This is a genomic window from Paenibacillus sp. FSL R5-0701 (assembly GCF_037973995.1).
Taxonomy (GTDB): Bacteria; Bacillota; Bacilli; order Paenibacillales; family Paenibacillaceae; genus Paenibacillus.
This window is the reverse complement of the sequence record NZ_CP150230.1, coordinates 332,767-353,666: the sequence shown is the minus strand read 5'-3', so window position 1 is coordinate 353,666 and position 20,900 is coordinate 332,767. Positions and strand designations below refer to the sequence as shown.

20 protein-coding genes, 1 rRNA gene and 1 pseudogene are annotated in these 20,900 nt (G+C 45.3%); 7 read left to right on the top strand and 15 right to left on the bottom strand.

The features are described from left to right. Positions 1 to 147 precede the first annotated feature (147 nt). The 5 genes from MKZ13_RS01675 to MKZ13_RS01655 form a co-directional block, all read right to left on the bottom strand. A 16S ribosomal RNA gene (locus MKZ13_RS01675) occupies positions 148 to 1,700 on the bottom strand. Between the two features lie 613 nt (positions 1,701 to 2,313). Next, on the bottom strand, positions 2,314 to 3,276 hold the full coding sequence (rocF, locus tag MKZ13_RS01670; RefSeq protein WP_307540549.1) for an arginase: 963 nt from the start codon (positions 3,274 to 3,276) through the stop codon (positions 2,314 to 2,316). After that, on the bottom strand, positions 3,266 to 4,486 hold the full coding sequence (locus tag MKZ13_RS01665; protein WP_339181322.1) for an ornithine--oxo-acid transaminase: 1,221 nt from the start codon (positions 4,484 to 4,486) through the stop codon (positions 3,266 to 3,268). The genes rocF and MKZ13_RS01665 overlap by 11 nt, the downstream gene beginning before the upstream one ends. Before the next feature lie 141 nt (positions 4,487 to 4,627). Further along, positions 4,628 to 5,284 carry an amino acid ABC transporter permease gene (locus tag MKZ13_RS01660; protein ID WP_339181320.1) on the bottom strand — a complete coding sequence of 219 codons (657 nt, stop codon included), beginning with the start codon at positions 5,282 to 5,284 and terminating at the stop codon, positions 4,628 to 4,630. Positions 5,285 to 5,307: 23 nt separating this feature from the next. Next, positions 5,308 to 6,129 carry a transporter substrate-binding domain-containing protein gene (locus MKZ13_RS01655; protein WP_339181317.1) on the bottom strand — a complete coding sequence of 274 codons (822 nt, stop codon included), beginning with the start codon at positions 6,127 to 6,129 and terminating at the stop codon, positions 5,308 to 5,310. Positions 6,130 to 6,450: 321 nt separating this feature from the next. Between MKZ13_RS01655 and MKZ13_RS01650 the strand changes: the two genes are divergently transcribed. Continuing rightward, positions 6,451 to 7,095, top strand: coding sequence for a GntR family transcriptional regulator (locus MKZ13_RS01650; protein WP_221825677.1), 645 nt, complete (start codon positions 6,451 to 6,453; stop codon positions 7,093 to 7,095). A gap of 58 nt (positions 7,096 to 7,153) precedes the next feature. Here the strand turns inward: MKZ13_RS01650 and MKZ13_RS01645 are convergent, their stop codons facing one another. Then, positions 7,154 to 7,888, bottom strand: coding sequence for a class I SAM-dependent methyltransferase (locus tag MKZ13_RS01645; RefSeq protein ID WP_339181314.1), 735 nt, complete (start codon positions 7,886 to 7,888; stop codon positions 7,154 to 7,156). A gap of 164 nt (positions 7,889 to 8,052) precedes the next feature. Between MKZ13_RS01645 and MKZ13_RS01640 the strand changes: the two genes are divergently transcribed. Then, complete coding sequence (locus tag MKZ13_RS01640; protein ID WP_221824299.1) at positions 8,053 to 8,400, top strand: hypothetical protein; 348 nt, start codon at positions 8,053 to 8,055, stop codon at positions 8,398 to 8,400. A gap of 242 nt (positions 8,401 to 8,642) precedes the next feature. Here the strand turns inward: MKZ13_RS01640 and MKZ13_RS01635 are convergent, their stop codons facing one another. The 4 genes from MKZ13_RS01635 to MKZ13_RS01620 form a co-directional block, all read right to left on the bottom strand. After that, complete coding sequence (locus MKZ13_RS01635) at positions 8,643 to 8,870, bottom strand: cold-shock protein (RefSeq protein ID WP_017691121.1); 228 nt, start codon at positions 8,868 to 8,870, stop codon at positions 8,643 to 8,645. A gap of 188 nt (positions 8,871 to 9,058) precedes the next feature. Continuing rightward, a complete protein-coding gene (locus MKZ13_RS01630; RefSeq protein ID WP_024633772.1) occupies positions 9,059 to 9,259 on the bottom strand; it encodes a cold-shock protein in 201 nt (66 codons plus the stop codon). 395 nt (positions 9,260 to 9,654) lie between these two features. Continuing rightward, positions 9,655 to 9,891, bottom strand: coding sequence for a hypothetical protein (locus MKZ13_RS01625; RefSeq protein WP_036607962.1), 237 nt, complete (start codon positions 9,889 to 9,891; stop codon positions 9,655 to 9,657). 150 nt (positions 9,892 to 10,041) lie between these two features. Further along, positions 10,042 to 10,830 carry a CPBP family intramembrane glutamic endopeptidase gene (locus tag MKZ13_RS01620; RefSeq protein WP_339181311.1) on the bottom strand — a complete coding sequence of 263 codons (789 nt, stop codon included), beginning with the start codon at positions 10,828 to 10,830 and terminating at the stop codon, positions 10,042 to 10,044. A gap of 305 nt (positions 10,831 to 11,135) precedes the next feature. Between MKZ13_RS01620 and MKZ13_RS01615 the strand changes: the two genes are divergently transcribed. Continuing rightward, positions 11,136 to 11,807: a phosphatase PAP2 family protein gene (locus MKZ13_RS01615; protein WP_076329982.1), complete on the top strand. Its 672-nt coding sequence runs from the start codon at positions 11,136 to 11,138 to the stop codon at positions 11,805 to 11,807. A 133-nt stretch (positions 11,808 to 11,940) separates the two neighbouring features. Here MKZ13_RS01615 and MKZ13_RS01610 read toward each other — a convergent pair whose 3' ends face one another. Then, positions 11,941 to 12,720 carry an AraC family transcriptional regulator gene (locus MKZ13_RS01610; RefSeq protein WP_221824303.1) on the bottom strand — a complete coding sequence of 260 codons (780 nt, stop codon included), beginning with the start codon at positions 12,718 to 12,720 and terminating at the stop codon, positions 11,941 to 11,943. A 112-nt stretch (positions 12,721 to 12,832) separates the two neighbouring features. Here MKZ13_RS01610 and pyk point away from each other — a divergent pair, with 112 nt between their 5' ends. Further along, positions 12,833 to 14,248 carry a pyruvate kinase gene (pyk, locus tag MKZ13_RS01605; RefSeq protein ID WP_145326629.1) on the top strand — a complete coding sequence of 472 codons (1,416 nt, stop codon included), beginning with the start codon at positions 12,833 to 12,835 and terminating at the stop codon, positions 14,246 to 14,248. Positions 14,249 to 14,348: 100 nt separating this feature from the next. Here pyk and MKZ13_RS01600 read toward each other — a convergent pair. From MKZ13_RS01600 to MKZ13_RS01590, 3 genes and pseudogenes are all read right to left on the bottom strand, one after another. Continuing rightward, positions 14,349 to 15,529: pseudogene (locus MKZ13_RS01600) on the bottom strand (IS3 family transposase). 170 nt (positions 15,530 to 15,699) lie between these two features. Then, positions 15,700 to 17,229, bottom strand: a complete 1,530-nt coding sequence (locus tag MKZ13_RS01595; protein WP_339181308.1) for a PAS domain-containing protein — start codon at positions 17,227 to 17,229, stop codon at positions 15,700 to 15,702. A gap of 177 nt (positions 17,230 to 17,406) precedes the next feature. Further along, positions 17,407 to 17,856, bottom strand: coding sequence for an SRPBCC family protein (locus MKZ13_RS01590; protein WP_017691129.1), 450 nt, complete (start codon positions 17,854 to 17,856; stop codon positions 17,407 to 17,409). Between the two features lie 257 nt (positions 17,857 to 18,113). On the opposite strand from MKZ13_RS01590, the gene MKZ13_RS01585 reads away from it, so the two are divergent. Both MKZ13_RS01585 and MKZ13_RS01580 read left to right on the top strand, forming a co-directional pair. Beyond that, positions 18,114 to 18,851, top strand: a complete 738-nt coding sequence (locus MKZ13_RS01585) for a WecB/TagA/CpsF family glycosyltransferase (protein ID WP_339181306.1) — start codon at positions 18,114 to 18,116, stop codon at positions 18,849 to 18,851. A 26-nt stretch (positions 18,852 to 18,877) separates the two neighbouring features. Next, positions 18,878 to 19,717, top strand: a complete 840-nt coding sequence (locus MKZ13_RS01580; RefSeq protein WP_221824309.1) for a helix-turn-helix transcriptional regulator — start codon at positions 18,878 to 18,880, stop codon at positions 19,715 to 19,717. A 13-nt stretch (positions 19,718 to 19,730) separates the two neighbouring features. Here the strand turns inward: MKZ13_RS01580 and MKZ13_RS01575 are convergent, their stop codons facing one another. Then, positions 19,731 to 20,264, bottom strand: a complete 534-nt coding sequence (locus MKZ13_RS01575) for an MOSC domain-containing protein (RefSeq protein ID WP_339181304.1) — start codon at positions 20,262 to 20,264, stop codon at positions 19,731 to 19,733. Positions 20,265 to 20,493: 229 nt separating this feature from the next. On the opposite strand from MKZ13_RS01575, the gene MKZ13_RS01570 reads away from it, so the two are divergent. Then, positions 20,494 to 20,850 carry a DUF1304 domain-containing protein gene (locus MKZ13_RS01570; protein ID WP_036608019.1) on the top strand — a complete coding sequence of 119 codons (357 nt, stop codon included), beginning with the start codon at positions 20,494 to 20,496 and terminating at the stop codon, positions 20,848 to 20,850. Positions 20,851 to 20,900: the final 50 nt, after the last annotated feature.

The window sequence follows — 20,900 nt, the reverse complement described above, 5'->3', positions numbered from 1 at the left end:
CGTTTCGATATCTAGTTTTCAAAGAACAAGCTCCATGCAAAAGCAAGCTGTTTGAGAGTTTGAGCTCTCAAAACTGAGCAACGAGTGAGTGTTTTGCAGCTAAGCTGCGGTTTTGAATGTTTCCACTCGGGAAACGATTCTCCATAGAAAGGAGGTGATCCAGCCGCACCTTCCGATACGGCTACCTTGTTACGACTTCACCCCAATCATCTATCCCACCTTCGGCGGCTGGCTCCTTGCGGTTACCCCACCGACTTCGGGTGTTATAAACTCTCGTGGTGTGACGGGCGGTGTGTACAAGACCCGGGAACGTATTCACCGCGGCATGCTGATCCGCGATTACTAGCAATTCCGACTTCATGCAGGCGAGTTGCAGCCTGCAATCCGAACTGAGACCGGCTTTGTTGGGATTGGCTCCATCTCGCGATTTCGCAGCCCGTTGTACCGGCCATTGTAGTACGTGTGTAGCCCAGGTCATAAGGGGCATGATGATTTGACGTCATCCCCACCTTCCTCCGGTTTGTCACCGGCAGTCTATCTAGAGTGCCCACCCGAAGTGCTGGCAACTAAATATAAGGGTTGCGCTCGTTGCGGGACTTAACCCAACATCTCACGACACGAGCTGACGACAACCATGCACCACCTGTCTCCTCTGTCCCGAAGGAAAGATACATCTCTGTACCGGTCAGAGGGATGTCAAGACCTGGTAAGGTTCTTCGCGTTGCTTCGAATTAAACCACATACTCCACTGCTTGTGCGGGTCCCCGTCAATTCCTTTGAGTTTCAGTCTTGCGACCGTACTCCCCAGGCGGAGTGCTTAATGTGTTAACTTCGGCACCAAGGGTATCGAAACCCCTAACACCTAGCACTCATCGTTTACGGCGTGGACTACCAGGGTATCTAATCCTGTTTGCTCCCCACGCTTTCGCGCCTCAGCGTCAGTTACAGCCCAGAGAGTCGCCTTCGCCACTGGTGTTCCTCCACATATCTACGCATTTCACCGCTACACGTGGAATTCCACTCTCCTCTTCTGCACTCAAGTCACCCAGTTTCCAGTGCGATCCGGGGTTGAGCCCCGGGATTAAACACCAGACTTAAATGACCGCCTGCGCGCGCTTTACGCCCAATAATTCCGGACAACGCTTGCCCCCTACGTATTACCGCGGCTGCTGGCACGTAGTTAGCCGGGGCTTTCTTCTCAGGTACCGTCACCTTGAGAGCAGTTACTCTCCCAAGCGTTCTTCCCTGGCAACAGAGCTTTACGATCCGAAAACCTTCATCACTCACGCGGCATTGCTCCGTCAGGCTTTCGCCCATTGCGGAAGATTCCCTACTGCTGCCTCCCGTAGGAGTCTGGGCCGTGTCTCAGTCCCAGTGTGGCCGATCACCCTCTCAGGTCGGCTACGCATCGTCGCCTTGGTGAGCCGTTACCCCACCAACTAGCTAATGCGCCGCAGGCCCATCCCCAAGTGACAGATTGCTCCGTCTTTCCAGTTTCCTTCAGGCGAAGAAAACAATTATTCGGTATTAGCTACCGTTTCCGGTAGTTGTCCCAAACTTGAGGGCAGGTTGCCTACGTGTTACTCACCCGTCCGCCGCTAACTATCAGAGAAGCAAGCTTCTCTTCAAGTCCGCTCGACTTGCATGTATTAGGCATGCCGCCAGCGTTCGTCCTGAGCCAGGATCAAACTCTCCAATAAAGTATTGAAAAGAGCGATAAGCTCATTTTGAATCTGACGAGATTAAAAATCTCATTTGTGCTCCAGTCGATCCAAGCCAAGGCTTGTTTCCAACTTTCGCGTTCATTCTGCAAGCAGAATGTTTACTCACTCGTTGTTCAGTTTTCAAAGATCAAACTTGTTTCGTTACTGAATGTCGTTCTCTTCAGCAACTCTTATATAATATCATGTCCTAACCAACTTTGCAAGCTCTTTTTTTAAGTTTCTTTCGAAGCTTATTTGATTTGCTTGCCGCACCGTGTAAACCGTACTTTCTTGGCCGGACTTAGAATATATCATGTACAGATTTCAATTGCAAGTCTTTTTTAAAAATGATAATCAACCTACATCATCAGCACAATATGTAATCTGACGCTCCTGTACTATAGAAATAACTCTCAGCATCCTCATTACGGCGCCTCTAATATACTTATCCATTAAACATAACCAGGGAAGCCACTTCCACTGCGAATGCAGTGAACAATTTCTTGTGACTAGCCCTAGTTTTCGGAAATCTCAGTTTTCTTTCCTTCTATATAAATAAGAGAGTCATTCCTTGAGCGCAGCTTACACATTCCGATTCACTTCTCAGTGCTTACAATATGCGCTTACCGAGCAAAGAAGCGATCAGTTCCACACCAAGCCTTGCCGTATGTCTATTGTGATCAAGCAATGGGTTCACCTCAACCAGTTCCATGGACGTAACTTGATTCGTGGAAGCAAGTAGCTCTAATGCGTAATGTGCCTCTCGGTAATTCAAACCACCCGGTACAGGTGTGCCTACCCCCGGAGCTTCACGCGGATCCAGACAGTCCATGTCAAAACTGACATGAATACCATCCGTTCCATCACCAGCTATAGCTATTGCTTGCTCAATAACTTGCTGTATACCCATCCGGTCAATATCATGCATCGTAAATGCTTGGATGCCCAGTCCCTTAATCTGTTCCTTCTCATACTCATCCAGATCACGCAGACCAATATAGACCAAATTGGATGGATCTATAAATGCGCCTGCCCCAGCAATGTGAGACAGATTATATGCAGTATGACCCAAAGAAGCAGCCACACTCATCCCATGCATGTTACCGGACAAGCTTCGTTCTTCCGTATTCAAGTCTGCGTGCGCATCAAACCAGATCACCCCCAGATTAGAATAATGCGCAGTTAATCCGGCGAAAGTACCTATCGCTACACTATGATCTCCTCCAAGCACAAGCGGAAAGGCCCCCTCCTCTACCGCAACAGATACTTCATTAAACACATTCTCGCTGACCTGCCGTACTTCGTTTAAATATTTCACCCGATTCCGCTCAGCAGGGACAGATGGTTCAGTTGGACACTCTACCCGCACTTCTTTGGAAAGCACTAGTCCCAGGCTCGCGATCTCCCGCTTCAGTCCAGCTGTAATTAATTCATCGGGCCCCAACTCTGCACCGCCTCTCGCTCCACCGAGTCCGAAAGGAACCTTAATGATGGCAACATTGCGCCGCACAGAAGTATGACTTGTATTAGTAGAAGTATCTTGTGTGCCATCAAGGACATCATCATTTTTCATGTAGGTCAGCTCCCTCATCGGTTGTCAAAACCAGCTCAATTCTCTCCAATGCCCAGTCAATCTCGGACTCTTTAATCGTTAGTGGTGGAGCAAACCGAATGGTTGTCTCATGGGTTTCTTTGCACAGCAGTCCAGCAGACATCAAACGTTCGCAATAAGGACGTGCTGATCCATACAACTCAACCCCAATAAATAAACCTCTACCCCGAATATCCTTTATAGCCGAACTGCGAATATCACGAAGTCTTTTCATAAAATAGTTGCCCAGATGCTCCGATTGCTCGGCGAGCTTCTCATCTTCAAGGACTTTCAGAGCTGCTACAGCCACGGCGCAGGCGAGTGGATTCCCGCCAAACGTAGAACCATGAGACCCGGGTTCAAACAAATCCAGTATCTCCGCATTAGCAGCGATAGCCGAGATGGGCATGACTCCTCCTCCCAGCGCCTTGCCCATAATCCACATATCTGGTTCAGCACCTTCCCAGTCAGAGGCAAAACGGCGACCTGTTCTTCCAAAACCGGTCTGGATCTCATCAGATACGGTTAGCACCTGCTGTTGTTTGCACAATGCAAAAGCTTCAGCCAGATATCCATCGGGCGGGATAACAATTCCTGCCTCACCTTGAATGGGCTCTACAAGAAAGCCTGCTGTATTCGGTGTAATGGCTTGCTTCAGTGCTTCAATGTCTCCATAGGGAATAATTCGGAATCCAGGTGTGAACGGTCCAAAATCTTTTTTATACTCCGCCGAAGAAGAGAAAGACGTGACCGTCAGAGTTCTTCCGTGAAAGTTACCAGAGCATACGATAATTTCGGCTTGGTTCTCCGGTACACCTTTGCAACGATAGGCCCATCTACGCACCGCCTTCACCGCAGTCTCCACCGCTTCCGCTCCTGTATTCATGGCGAGAATCTTCGATTTCCCCGTGAATTGTGAGAGTTTTTGATAAAAAAGAGAAGCTGAGCTACTATGGAATGCCCGTGATGTCAGCGTAACCTGATCTGCCTGATCCTTGAGTGCCTGTATGATCACAGGATGTCTATGACCATGATTCAATGCAGAGTATGCACTTAACATATCCATATAACGGCGGCCTTCAGGGTCTTCCACCCATACCCCTTCCGCCTGTTCAATAACAATAGGAAGTGGATGATAATTAGGTGCAGCATAACGCTCCGACCAATCCATTAACATTTTGGAATCTGACATACACACCCAACACCTTTCCAAAATATTGTATACAAAATACAATAACAATGTATGCGATGCCACAGCCATTTACGACTACATCCCGCTATTTCCACAGTAGCCTATTCCCAGCCTTTCTCGAATCGAATCCTTTATCACTAGTTATCGAGAAGTAGATAGTTTACGTTCCAACCAAGAGAGCAAGTTGGCCAGTGCAAATGTGATTATAAAATAGAGGCCGGCGGCAACGAGCAGCGGAGCAAGCGGCTGGAACGTAACACCCTGAATCGTTCTGGCCGTGTATATAATCTCGGCTATGCCGATCATGGAGACAAGCGAAGAATCTTTAATGATAATAATGAATTCATTGCCGATAGCTGGAAGCATGTTACGAAAAGCCTGCGGCAGTATAATATAGCGAAGTGTCATACCATGTGTCATACCAAGGGAGCGCGAAGCCTCGGTCTGTCCTTTATCAATCGCCTGAATCCCGGCCCTGAACACCTCCGCCATATAAGCCGAGCTATTCATCGTCAGAGCTACCACCCCCGACATAAATGCCGGCAAGTTCACACCTACAACCGTCAGACCATAATGAATAATAAGAATCTGTACCAGCATTGGTGTTCCTCGGATGAGTTCAATATACGCCGAAGCCACAAATTTAAATGGCCATATTCGGGATATTCGCATTAATGCCATGATCACACCAAGTAACGTACCAAACAATACACCGAAGAAGGAAAGTTCAAGCGTGACCCACGCACTTCGTGCATAATCCTGCCAATGTTCTAATAGAAAGGAAAAATCTAAATTCACGGCATATCCCTCACTCGTCCGGTTTATTCGCCGAGCATCTCATTCGCTTCAACGACGAACCGTTCAATATCTCCGTTCGTTTTGAGCTTTTCCAATGTAGTGTTGATCTGATCCAGCAGCTTCTGATTGCCTTTCTTCACCGCGATGGCCGAACCACCCTCGTCTTCAGCCTGTTCGATCTCCACACCTGCAACAACAAGCCCCTCTTGGTTCTTCACATACTGTTCAGCCACCGGCCTCTCCAGGATGAGTGCGTCTACACGTCCTGTCTGCAACTCCAGAATCAGTTCAGGTATTTTGGCCAGAGAAGTGAGCTTTGCCCCCTCTATTTCCTGTGCAATCCCTTCCTGAATGGAACTCTTTTGTACACCAACCTGTTTGCCTGATAGATCATCCATGGACTTTAATGCCGTATCTTCCCCTTCTCTAACAAGTACAGCCTGCTCTGCATAATAGTAGATATCCGTAAAATCAACATTCTTCTTCCGTTCTTCGGTAGGGGTTAAGCCTGATATTACAAAATCAACCTTATCTGTACCGAGGGCCATAAGAAGGCCATCAAAGTCCATGTCCTCAATCTTCAGCTCGGCTCCCAGATCAGCCGCAATTGCTTTTGCAATCTCGATGTCAAAACCTACAATGGTATCTTTACCATCGATTTTCTTATGAAATTCATAGGGTGCATAGTCTGCACTGGTTCCAAGTACAATTACTTCCTTTTCTGCCGAGTTATTTCCCGAGGATGAATCTGGCTCCGATCCGGTTCCTGTCGTTTTTTCCTGCCCACATGCGGACATGATCACAACCACTAACAACAGCATCATTGGCAACAGCACTTTTTTCACACATCATACCCCTATTCTTTTTTAAATGAGAAACATCATGATTTGTATACAATATACACAAGACAATATATGGACTTATATGTAAGTTATACTAACAAACAATCTGGTTTATCACAATGATTATTTAAACATTTATACGCTTTAATTCCATAAAATGTACTATATATAACACAGTATTTACATCGCCTGAAACATGAAGTTTGCTTGCCCAACTTCCCCCTCGGTGTTAAGATGATAAAAACTTGAAACTCCTGAACGGCGCGTACAGTACGGCCTCACACTCATCTATTTATTCACTATACATAGAAAGGAGGATTCGGTATGGAGGTACCCAAATACCGATCCTTGAAAGATCACGTATACGATTACATTGCCCAGAAGATTCAGGACGGGACGTTACTTCCCAACCAGAAGATCAACGAGGCCGAAATATGCAAAAAGCTGGACATCAGTCGCACACCTACCCGGGAGGCGCTTTTTCAGCTGGCTTCAGACAATCTGCTGCAATACATCCCACGCAGGGGATTTATTGTCACTCCTTTTGATGCAGGCAAAAAACTGGAATTCTCCCAAGCGATCGGTGTGCTGGAGGCACTTGCTGCCACACTTGCAGCAGACCATCTCAGACCATCAGAACTTATGGAGATGGAAACTCTGGTTGTCCGAATGGACGAAGATATCAGCCAGCTTGATCTTGCTGCCTACAACAAAAACCAATATCAGTTTCATAATCTGTACATTCAGCGATGTGGTAACGCCACAGTCATTGAGATGTTAAACACATTGAAGAACAGTTTCATCCGGCAGTCGTATGTTAGTGATAATAAACCAAAGCTATCCGAGGTACTGCTCGAAGTTAATGAAGAGCACCGTCAAATTTTAAGTGCTTTTCGAGCCAAAGATAAGAACCAACTGGAAGCCCTGCTCAAACACCACTGGCGGATTATCGACAACGATATGTTGTAGTACGTACTGTCAGAACAAACCAAAGGCAACCCACACGATTGTGTGAGTTGCCTTTTTCCTATTTTTCCTTTTTGACCTCCAACGGTGCCCTAGCCGCAAAAACAGCATATCCCAACTTTTTGCCGTACTTCGCGAGCAAACGATCATTGGTTCGACTCATTCGCTGCATACGTTCATCCTCAAACCAATTCATATCGATCTCCCGATGTGGATCATGATCAACGCCCCATTTTCCCATGGATCGCGAATGTTCTTTGACCTCTACCTTGGTGAAACCACACTGCTTAAGGCGTTTTCTCCATGCTGTAGCCGTTACCAGAGTTCGTATACCGTAAAATTGCTTTAACCTGCGACACATTAATTCGGTCTTCTGGCCTGATAGAACCATCTCCCGATCCACCAAAAGTCCACCGGGCTTCAACACTCTTCTATACTCAGCAAGTGTACTCCGCCATGGGGTGAAGATCGTGACCGACTCCACGAATACCACATCAAATTGATTTTCCGGAAAAGGTAACGATGTTACATCAGCCTGAACAAATTGAACATCCACCCGTTCTCGTCTCGCTCGCCGAACTGCCTTATCCAGCATATTGCGATGAAGATCAATCGCCGTTACCCGATATCCACTTTTAGCCAGGTAACACGCAGTTCTCCCAGTGCCGCACCCTATCTCAAGAATATGACCACCCACAGGCAGAGATAAGCTATCCAGCAACTTCAGCGTTGCCAAAAATCCTCCAGGATGGGCACTTCCCTCCCCTAACCGAGCCAGCATGTCATGATAATCCACGCGACATCCCCTCCTCACTCCTCCCAGTGTATGGAGCAGATTCAAAAACGGCTCCTCCCCATTCGATTTTCCGGGTACTCGTCCATACCAATTGCTCTTCTTTTTACTATGATATACAAACCGTTGAATTCAAGCGGCAACCGCATCTAATGAGGAGGATTTGCATGTACAGAATTAACCCGGTATGTGAAGAAACGGTTTCTCCGCACGTTGGACGTTCCGTTTGTCTCGTTATGAACGACGGTAAGCATATGTATGGTACGCTTAGTCAATGTCGTGATGGCAAAGTTTATTTGAACGGATGTTTCGAGGGACCACGGCTGTGTTCAGTCAAATCCAAACAGCAACTGGTAAAAAGCAGCAAGAAAAACGCTGTTGCGAAAAAGAAAGTTAAATCTTCGGCCTATGGTCCATATGGTTACGGAGGATACGGTGGGGGTTACGGCTATGGAGCGGGAATCGATCTGGCTCTGGTAGCAACATTGTTTCTGCTGCCATTCCTGTTCATCTAAATTCCAATCTGATCGTGGTAAAATTGTAGTCATAACAAAGACCCTTTTTGCTTATAGCAAAAGGGTCTTTATCTTTTTCATACGATTCACGTCAATTACACTATAGTTTCTGTTGAAAATGATACAAAAAAGGCATTCGCTAAAACGAATGCCGGGAACTTCATATTTAATACCCTTACCTTCGCACAGGGTGTCTATTTGATCTTAAAAAAAAACACCTCGTTAGAGGCGGGTAAGCTATGTTAAATCCGATTTCCTTTAGGCATCGTTTTCAGATTACTATTCGAATTCTCAAGCAATGGTAGCATCCTAGTCGTGCTGACCATCTCAGAAGCACATATCGGACAAGTAGGTACGTTATCAAACGCAAAATTGTCCCGCATCCATCCTTTGCACGTATCACTCGTACATTCCCAGATTGCCGCATCAGCTTGTGGAATCTCTTCCAACGGTTTTTTGCGATTATACATGACTTCTACCCCCTTTGTTATGGAAAAACATCTAACCGACGTTATTTCACAGAAGCCTACACTTAGCGGAAGTTTCACGTTCCACCGAACTCCTGCCTCGACAACTAATGGGCCGAATTTTATATAACTGATCAAAAAAAAGAAGCTGCCTTTACCATTATAACATGTTAAAGGCAGCTATGCTTTAATTACAGTTTTACAACTTCTTCTGCTTGAGGACCACGGTTTCCTTGTACAATTTTAAATTGCACGCGTTGACCTTCGTCCAGCGTTTTGAAGCCTTCGCCTGTAATAGCGCTGAAGTGTACGAATACATCTTCTCCGCCTTCAACTTCGATGAAACCGAAGCCTTTATCAGCGTTGAACCATTTTACTGTTCCGTTTTGCATGTGAATTACACCTCCAAATAAAGATTAACATGTTCCTTTGTTCTTTGCAGCAAGCAAATAAAAATTCACACATTGAAAAAGGTACCAGTCATAAACCTATAAGTGATCGCCCTTTACAATATATGAATTAGGTTTTCCACTCTCTACAACTTGTTTTTATTATAACTCCATTTCAGTCAAAAAGCAAATCTTTGTATTTTCTTTTCAAACAGCTTTGGAAATACATGTTATTAACACGCGTGGGGCCAGGGTTTATCACGCTTATGTGCCTGGTCGCTTGTGTACGGTCTTATGAAAGGATATGCAGATCTAATCCATCTTATACATTTTTTATATAATAATCTGACATGCATATCCAACACAGCCAACGAATCATCTTACTCCAGTATAACACACTATGTCCATGCCCACATAAATGCATCCCGATCCCAGGCGATCTGACCACGATGAAGCTTTCGGAAAGCTTTCTTCACTTCTTTGGACAATGATGTATTGCCGTTCTCGTTCACAAAAACAAACTCTTCGCCAAAATGGGTCTTCACATATTCTATGGCAGCTTCCTGATGAAGTGTTCCTGTGAATTTAATCTCCTGTACCATCCATTCTGCTACACCTTGTGCTGTCTTCTCCACTATATCACCTACTGTTTAAACCTAATGTACGGATAGGCAGACCTCGTATCATGAACATATCTGTCTTCCCGCCAGACTGAAGTATACCATGATCCAACTGCTGACGGGAAACTGTATGATAACTACCTTCAAGCAATACCCCCAATACCATTAATGAACAACCGTATTCGCTTGCTCATTCCCTTTAGAAGGAATGGACGAATGTGTTCGATTGCTCCACACTAACCATGCACAGTAAGCAATCAGTACTGTAAGTATAAACAGATCGTAAGGAAGTGTCCCTGTGTCCTCCAGATCATTCCCTAGAAATTGAATCAGATTATGTATGAAATGAAACAATATAAGCGGTACGATATTTCCGTTCTTCAGCATCAATAATGCAAGTACAGCTCCCAAGAGCAGCGCATAGATCAATTGCATGATCGTATCTGCTATATCCTTACCAGACAATGCGTTCAGCAGATGTGTAATCGAAAACAAGATGCTGGAGGTCACAACTGCGGCCGCTGCACTTTTTTGAAGCAATGTTTTGAAAATAAGTCCACGATAGATCGTTTCCTCTACAAAAGCTACGAGCAAGGTAAAAAAGATGAAAAAAGCTACCCGTGACAAGCTCAGCTCCCCAAACCCTTTCAGGGCAAGTGTACCCAGTACAAGGAGTAGTGGAATATAATACTTTGCATGGTCAGCTGGGATACTTCGCAAAGATCGGAAGCCAGTCTCTCCCCACTTGCGCCTTAACGTCAGATAGATCATCAGAACCATTGCGATGGGTGTAAAGGAAATGAGTACAGGGGAAGTGTAGTCCAGTTGTTTTATCGTTGCAATGGCCCCTGCAGCAAATACGGCTAACAGGAGAAGCAGCTCAATAATCACAACGGTGAGCACAGGTTTGCGCTCGGAAAAGGAATGTTTTGGCTTGGGTTGCGGATTAATCATACATTTACCTGCCTCGTTTCATTTTTGTTTTCCGTTGTCATAAGAACTTATATGCCAATATAGTTGTATCACATCATCCGCATATTGAATATTCCTATTATGGATAAAACTATAAAAGTAACAAAAAAGAGACTTCTCCTGACTTCTTTTCCCCTAAAATCAGGTATGGCTTATACCTTTATCTGTCCATTATAGTATTACAAGAGTTCAAAGCTGCAGGGGTGTTGCGACTCTTCAACGTCATATATCTATGAAGTACCCATTAACGATAGTTTCACAATGCATAATGAAATCAGGGGGATACTATGAAAGCATTCTTTCAGCGCTGGGGGCATTTACTTGCTATTCTGTGCATACCGCTCCAAGGCTCCATTTACGTTTTTTTAGGCAGCAACACCGGAAGTGATGTGTTCTACAATTATGCTTGGATTGACACACAGATTCCTTTTCTCAAAGAATTTATTTATCCGTACATTAGCTGGATGCCCATTCTGTATCTTGGATTTCTCTATTTGGGTCTGACGAACAAGTCGCTATTCTGGCGTACGTTGATTACCTATAATGTTGGTGTCATGGCTGCCAATGTCTGTTTTGCGGTGTTCCCTACCCATGTCCCGCGCCCGGAGATCGGCGGAACTGATCTGAGCAGCGTGTTAGTACAGTTTATCTATACCAATGATGCGCCCTTCAACTGTTTCCCAAGTGTTCATGTTCTGACCAGCTATTTGCTGTTTATTGTGATCAACAGACACTTGAACTTTAAACCTTTGGCTCGGATTTCTTGGTCGGTATGGCTGTGGTTGATTATTGCTTCAACGGTGTTTGTAAAACAGCATTCCTTGCTGGACATCGCTGGAGGCATTTTGTTTGCTGAGGCCGCGTATTGGACTGTACATGTCTTTGCTCTTCGTCTTGGGCAGGCACGAAAAAAAGGCAAGCAGCCACTCACAGCTTCTAATCCAAGCAGTCATGTATAACGACATTTATATATGTAACAGGCGGATGATGATCCTGCTATACAGCAAAAGAGGGCATAGGCCCTCTTTTTTTGTACTCATTTAATTAAACCTACTTATATAGAAGAACTTTATTTGGGTTGGACTACGCGTTTCATACTATAGGTGGACGTTCATGAAGAAGGTCAGACGGTGGACTTCCGGTTATACGTTTGAATATGCGGTAAAAATAAGACAGATCCCGGTAGCCGAGAAATTCGGCAATTTCCTGGATGGAGAGTTGCGACTCGGTGAGCAGATATATCGCTCTTTTCATTCGTTGATCATGGACATACTGGCTGATGGTCTGATTCGTCATGCTTTTGAATAATGCAGCAGCATAATTGGGGGTCTTACCAATCTCATCCCCGAGTTCTTCCTTCGTCACTCTCTCCCGATAATGCCGCTCAATGTATCGCTTCATCCGTTCAGCATGATTATGTCTCTCCGGCGGGATGACTCCCCGATCAAGCTCTCTGTTCATATAAATCAACACTTCCATCAATAAGGCTTGGCTCATCATGACATAATAAGATGGACGCTCCTGCCACTGCTGATGGATAGCGCTCATACGTTGGTGAATCAGTTCATAACATCCAGGTTTATGCCGCAAAGCCTCATACCGCTCCAGTGCAGGTAAACCTTCCGTATGGTCACGTTGCAGTTGAATCACAATCTGTGTGTGCGTAACCGTAGGAATACTCTTGCCGTAATACGGGACACCACCTGGAATGAGTAGCAATTCACCCTTTTCCATGATCTGTTTATCACCGTTCACCCAATATACACATTTCCCATATGTAACCAAGCTAAGCCGCCAAGTCTCTTGAGTTTGCACAGCTTCTTCGTACCAACCAACACCATTAATGTGTCGTACTTCAAGTGGAGTAACCATAACACACCTCATTACTGGACTATACTCTAATCATTGTACTATAGTTCATACCCTGTTTCGACAGAAAACGCTACAATACACATATAAGCTTAAATATGAGGAGGAAATTAGCATGTTAAAAACAAAAATTATTTGTACCATGGGACCTGCTTGTGACTCAATCGAATTGTTGAAAGTAATGATTCAGGAAGGTATGACCGTTGCCCGTCTGAACATGGCTCATGGCGAACTGGAAGATCACGTTACACGGATTAACAATATCCGTAAAGCAGCTTCCGAACTGAACACCTATATACCGATCATGATGGACATCAAAGGACCGGAAGTACGTATCGGCAAACTGAAAGAAGCATCCTGCCACCTGCAAGCTGGCAAAGAACTGATCCTGACTACCGAAGAAATTCTCGGTGACGCTGAGCGTATCTCAGTTAACTATCCGGAACTGAACCTCGTTGTAAAACCTGGCGATCGTATCCTCATCGATGATGGCCTTGTGGATCTGACTGTACTGTCCGTAGAAGGATCCGATATCCATTGTAAAATTATCAGTGGCGGCATTCTGAAACCACGCAAAGGGGTTAACTTGCCAGGAATTAAAACGACACTGCCAGGTGTAACTGAGCGTGACGTTATGCACATCGGATTCGGCATCGAAAACGATATCGAAATTATCGCAGCATCCTTTGTTCGTAAAGGCGACGACATCCGTGAAATCCGCAGCATTCTGAAAGAACGCGGTGTAGAACACGTACAGATCATCTCCAAAATCGAAAACCAGGAAGGTATGACGAACCTGGATGATATCATTGAAGCATCTGACGGTATCATGGTAGCTCGTGGTGATCTCGGGGTTGAAGTACCGATCGAAGACGTGCCTATGATGCAAAAAGAAATGATCGATAAATGTAACCGCGCTGGCAAACCGGTTATCGTAGCTACACACATGCTGGAGTCCATGCAAGTGAACCCACGCCCTACTCGTTCCGAAGTTAGTGACGTGGCGAACGCTGTACTTCAAGGTGCTGACGTTGTGATGTTGTCCGGTGAATCAGCTGCTGGTAAATATCCGGTACAATCCGTGCGCACGATGGCTGCTGTTGCTCGCCGTGCTGAAACGATGATCGATTACAAAGAGCAATTCGCACAAAAATCGGCTCAACAGATCGCTGATATTACTGAAGTTATCAGTCAGGGTGCTGTAAGTTCTTCCCTCGTACTGAATGCAAAAGCAATCATCACTTCGACTGAGAGTGGATTCACAGCGCGTATGATCTCCAAGTATCGTCCAAAAGCACCAATCATCGCAGTTACACAACATGAAGAAGTATTGGCGAAAATCTGCCTGCTCTCCGGTGTCATTCCGGTTATGGGCGACAAAGTAACCACAACGGATGAAATGTTCGAGTCTGCTACACGCAACGCAATCAAAACAGGTTACATCGAAAAAGGTGACATTATTGTATTGTCCGCTGGTGTTCCAATTGGCCAATCCGGTAATACGAACCTGATTAAAGTTCAACAAGTATAATTGAGCGGATGAAAATGTAGCTATCCAATGTAGCTTTAAATTAAAACACAAAAAAACCACCGAGTGGTCATACCCCTGTCAAGTAGACAGATGAAAAAAGCTATGCTGCCAGCGCGCATCGATATTCAATCGGTGCGCGCTGTTTGAGTTTGGCTTGAAATCGTCGGTAGTTGTAATGGTACATGTAATCTTCCACGGCTTGTCGAATCTCTGCTTCTGAATTACACTGGTTAAGGTACAGCTTCTCTGTCTTGAGATGCGAAAAGAAGGATTCGATGCATGCGTTATCCAGGCAGGTTGCTTTGCGAGAGTGGCTGCCCTTCACGCCGAATGCTTCTAATCGTGTGTTGTACGCCTGAGACGTGTATTGGAAGCCTTGATCCGAATGGAGCACGGCTTCCGAAACGTCTCTTTTTTGTGTCCATTGTTCCACCGTATCCAATACGAGCTGAACATCGTTCCGTTTAGATAATTGCCAAGCTACAATTTCGTTGTTGAACAAGTCTTGAATGACAGACAGATAAACGAATGTGTTTCCATCCGAAATATAAGTAATATCCGTCACCATTTTTTGCTGGGGGGCTGTGGCATGAAATTTGCGCTTCAGGCGATTCGGATAAATCACAGATGGCGTATAGCTGGACTTCTTCCGCTTCTTACGAATGACCGATTGGATCGATAGTTCCCGCATGATTCGCCATACTTTCTTGTGATTAACGTTCAGACCAGCCTCCCAGAGCGCCGTTGTCATGCGAGGATAACCAAACTCTCGGTTTGCAAAATGAATAGCCATCATGTGTTCTTTGATCTCACGATCACGGTCTTGTCTTGCGTCTCGCTGCGGCTGTGTTGCTCGCCATTTGTAATAACTGGAACGGGGTATTCCTGTAATCGATAATAGGCGTGTAATGCTATGCGAGCAGCGCAATTCGTCTATGATATCGTAGTTCTCCCGTTGGCTCAGCGCTTCTCCTTTACTAGATTTGGATACCGCTTTTTTAAATAATCCACCTGTGCTTGAAGGTAGTCACGTTCTTCTTCTACACTGCTAAAGGCAGTACGGGGACGTCCTTTCATTGGATTCGGAACATTGTTTTTTCGCTCATCGAACGATTCCCCGTTTTTCCACTTTTTCACCCACACCTTCAGTTGTGAACAGTTTCGAATTCCTTCGCGTTCAGCTACCACTTTATAACTTGAAGACCCTTCGACATAGGATCTAACCGCATTCAATTTAAATTCTTCGGTATACGTCTGAAATGTTTGTCCTTTTTTTGCCATAAAAATATCCCCTCCAAGTGTCACTTGAACCCTCATGATAACATGAAGGCTTTTTCAAATGTCTACTTAAAGGGGATAATACCACGAGAGCAAAAATGCCCCGGTGGTTTTTTTGTTGATACTATAGCTATAAGCCCACCATCATGATGTTAAAACAAACGGCTTTGAGCTTATAAATTCCGAGAATAATTAACCAGATCCTGAGACATGGTATTGATCTCATCCATTGATGCATTCACCTGCTGTGTCAGAGCAGCCTGATTTTGCGTTAACGTGGACATATTACCGATATGCTCAAGAATCTGATCAATCAGTGTTTTCATCTTCTGCATGCTGTCTTCAATATTTACTGTGGCCTCCGAGCTATGATCAGCCAGCTTCCGCACTTCACCAGCAACGACGCCAAACCCCAGTCCCAGCTCTCCCGCTCGTGCAGCTTCAATTGCTGCATTCAATCCGAGCAGGTTGGTCTGACTGGCAATCTCTCGAATAAACACCGTAATATTCTTCGTATCATCTGCACTGCTCTTCACTTGAATAGCTGCATCGGCAGATAACTCCTGTGCAGTAACCAGATCCTGTGCCTGATCGGTAATCGAGTTGATTCCACGTACCATCTCGCCAATGGACTCTGACAATTGTTTTGTTTTCAGATTCATGGCTTCCACGATCTGTTCCTTATTCTTCTCATGGGTGACGTCTCGAATGGTTCCAGCTACACGGAGTGGTACTCCATCCTGATCCCTAATGGTCTCCCCACCCGCGTGATACCACCGATACTCCCCGTCTTTACGCTGCAGACGATAATCCAGATCGTACGGTGTACGACCACTGTAATCGTTCATATGTCTGGCAAATTCGTTGATCGTCCGATCATGGTCTTCCGGATGAAGTCGGCTGCTCCAGCTGCTGAACACATTCGGGAAATCCTGCTCGTCTTTAAACCCTAATTCTTTACGGAACTGGGGTGACCACCAAAATTCGTTATTTGGATTAACTACATCTCCAGCCACAACAGTCATATCCCACGGTGCCTCCACCAAGGCACGGTTAACCAGATCATATCGGGTGACGAGTGCTTCCAGCTCATCCGACTTGCTCTTCTCCTCATGAATATCAAACATGATACCCAGAAGTTTGACCGGAACTCCAGCCTGATTTCGGATGACTTGTCCAAGGCATCGGAACCAGCGAATTTCTCCACTTTTAGTAATCATACGGCTGATGGCGTTATAGGCAGTTGTTGCTCTTATGTCATTCACATGTTTCATAATCTCCTGTACCAGTTGGGGTCTGTCATCCGGATATATCGATTTCGCCCAGCTTGCAAATGAATTGGGATAATCCTTGGCATTATGGAAGCCTAACATTTGGCGGAATTCATTCGAAAATGCGACGATATTGTTGTTATCCAGTGGATCACCAGCAACAATTTCAGATTCCCATAATCCCACATGCATCGCCTGATTCAGCATTCTAAGGCGCATTTCCACGTCTTCGTTTTGAGCTTTCATCATATGTACTGCTTTTTTGATATTACTAGCTATTTCATCGGTATCCTGAAACTCAATGCCATCTTCGATCCATGCGTCATAGTCGCCCTTTTCTGCGTTTGCTACCAGTTTACGACTATACTCCAGTAAATTCTGATGCGCATCTATACGAAGGTGTTTGGTCGATTCAGTACGTTTACGAAACATGCTCATTTCTCCTCTTAGCTCATATGATATATATTTCGACATTATCAGACATTAAGTGTAGAGCAATGGTCTTAATTTTGTATAAAAACAAGAACCAGCACTGAATCAGCACTGGTTCTTATATTAAATGCCTTTATTTTTATGAAAAATAAATCTTAAATGACTGCCTCTTACCAGCTACCAGCCAAAATTCAGTGTTTTACCCGTCTCCACCCAAGTTTTGATGCTACTTAGAATCATCCACCAGCTGCTCTGTGCATTCGCAATGGAAGGATGGTTATCTGTAAACTGATCATTAATCAGCGTCAGCTTCGTACACTCACCAACCGTTTCCAACTGGAAGACCACTCTGGATTGAAGCTCGGCATGATTCGCATGGTACGACGGTCCGGGATGCTCCTGATAGCTAAGTCTGGACAGCGGTTCAAATTCCAATATATCTCCATACACATGGACCGTCTCCGCACCATCATTACCTGGCCCTACATAAGCAAACGGCTGACCTGGTTGGAAATTGGTACGAAGTTCACTGCCGAAAAAACTGTTCCGTGTGCCGTCTGGTGATATTAGAGCATTCCACACCTCTTCCAGTCCTGCATTGATATAGAATTCATATTTCAGTTCCATGGACTCACTCCCTTTATGTATTGGATACGCGATCTGTCAAGCTCGCACTCCTATCCTATCGTTATACCCCAAAGGCCGTATTGTAAAAACGCGACAACAGGTAAAATATAAGCTCTTTATGTTTTCGGGAATGTTATACCCTAATCCAAACGAATTGCGCCCATATAGTGCTTTCCCAGAAGATCAGATATACTAAACTGGAATGAAATAACAGGACTGTTCAAGGTGATGAGACAGAATCAGAAAGGAAATGAGATATGAGCCAATCAACGAATATTATGGGCATCCCTTTTCCCAATATAACGATGAATCAAACGGTTGCAATCCTTGGTGAAGTTGTAGATCAGGAAAGCAATGAACTATTCCATGTCATCACAGGCAATCCCGAGATTGTCATGTCCTGTCAAAAGAATGCCTCTCTTCGCGAGGTTGTCGATCAAGCCGGGTTGGTCACGGCTGACGGTGCCGGCATTGTGATGGTATCCCGTTTTCGGGGCGGACAATTAACTGAACGGGTAACCGGTTGTGATCTGCTGTTTCGTTTATTGGAGGAAGGTGATCGAGAACACTGGTCATTCTACATGCTGGGAGCAGAGGAAAGTGTAAGTGAACAGGCAGTAAAAGTCATAGCACAGCGTTACCCCGGAGTTATCTTAAAAGGCAGACACCATGGTTATTTCCAGGCAGATGAGGAACAACAGATTGTGGAAGAGATTTGTACTTCTCAACCAGACTTTCTTATCGTAGCTCTGGGCGCCCCCCATGCGGAACACTGGATTAACAAATATCGCCACCAGTTGAACGCTCGTGTAGCCATAGGTGTAGGAGGCAGTCTCGATATCATGGCTGGCAAAACCAAACGTGCCCCTGCGATATGGCAGAAGCTTAACCTGGAATGGCTCTATCGCCTCCTCAGTCAACCTTCGAGATGGCGCAGGCAACTCATTTTACCCCGTTTTGCTGTGCGGGCATTGTTGTTCAGAGAACCTAAATAATGTGAGATGAGCAGGGGGGTGTCCAGATGAAACAGGTAGAACAAGGAGACAGACCAAGCATGGGCCTGTTGAATCTGAATGAAGGTGACCATAAATATCAACTGACACGCCATGCTCCTTCCGAAGCACTTCGCCCTTTTGTTAAACATTACTGGATCGTATCGTGGGATCTGACTGGATCTGAACCGTATCCCCAACATGTCGTGCCTAACCCTTGTGTCAATCTGGTTGTGGAACGGAACAATACGTTTTTCTTCGGACCATCGGGACGTAAATTCTCCTATCTTGTGAGCGGAAAAGGTCGTGTGTTTGGCGTGAAGTTCAAACCAGGAGGATTCTATCCCTTCCTCCGGGCTCCTGTCTCATCCTTGTACGGACAGCCGATGAATGTATCCAATATTCTGGACGTCACAGCGGAATCCTTGGAAGACCGACTTCTTGGGTCGGGGGATGATGCGGATAAAACCAGTTACATCGACCAGCTATTGTGTGCACATCTTCCTGCTGAAGATGCTCAAGCGAGAATGGTTCATGATATTGTGCAACAGATCGAACAGAACCGAGAGATGCTGAGAGTGGATGATCTGTCTTCTTATTGGAATATGCATACCCGAAAGCTTCAACGCCTGTTCAATCAGTATGTGGGCATCGGACCCAAAACGGTAATCAAGTTGTATCGTCTGCAAAATGCTGCAGAATGGATGGACCGCGGTCTTCACTGTGACCTGATTAAGCTATCTCAGGACCTTGGATATCATGATCAATCCCATTTTATCCGAGATTTCAAGTCCATTATTGGCAGTACACCAGAGGAGTACTTACACTCTAGACATCTGAATGGTGAGCGCCGAGGGCTAATAAATTAACCTGTCCTGAGAATCAGGACAGGCGAATGACTTCTATGGTATCCCCCGTATGGATTACACCTTCCCGTTCAACCGAGCACACAATCCCACGTTTTTTGCGAGCCGCAGGCACGAATTTTTTGCGCAAACCGTCCTGCTCGTAGAATTGTTCAATCATTTTCCCCGGATGTACACAGGGAAGGTTCTCCCCTTCGCATATTAACCCTGTCCCGTTTGGAAATAGGAGCCGCGTTCCAGCAGGCAGTTCCGTCAATCGATCAATGCCACGAACCAGTATATTGGCACCAAGCCACTCTGGACGCACTTCAGGAATGTTCATTTTCTCAGCAATAAGAGCACATTCTTCCTCAGACACAATACTGAGCTGGCGGCGATTCGCAATCGGTGTGCCACGCTTGTAGATTTTCTGACGTGAGTCCGCCGGACGAAGCAGACCATAATGACGGTCACCCGGAATTCCTGCAAGCTCAATGTCTATAAAAGGTACAACTCGGGTCACAAATGTGGATGGATCATCAGCCAACATGACGAATTGAACTGTTCCCATAGTAATCTCCTCCCTTTCCTGAGCAATATTACTTCTTTATTGTTCATTATTACCCAATGAATGGATTGTCGACAATCGGCGTATGCTTACCTTGGAAAACGATAAATAATTTTAATAATACGCAATTAAATTGTTACAAATTAAATTTGCTCTTTCCGTTCTTGTTGCAAACATTTATACTAGGATGGACAAGTAAATAAATTACATATCAGAAAGCAAGGTGTTTCCTTTGATTAGTATCATTTTTGTAGCTCTTGTAGCTGTCGAACACTTCTATATCATGGTGATGGAGATGTTTATGTGGACTCGTCCACGCACAATGAAAACCTTTAATCTCACGCCGGAATTCGCCAAATCCACCAAATCCCTCGCGGCCAATCAAGGTCTTTACAATGGATTTCTTGCGGCAGGTCTGATCTGGGGACTCGTATATCCGGATGCTGCCGTTGGACAGCATATTCAGATTTTCTTCCTGGCGTGTGTGATTATCGCAGCTCTCTATGGAGGGGCTACTTCTTCACGGTCGATCATTATCAAACAAGGTTTGCCTGCGATCATTGCGTTGTTGCTGGTCCTGTTCCTCTAATTTCCTGTCGATAGGTGCATTGCTTCGATTCATGTTTAAATCCTTTATGG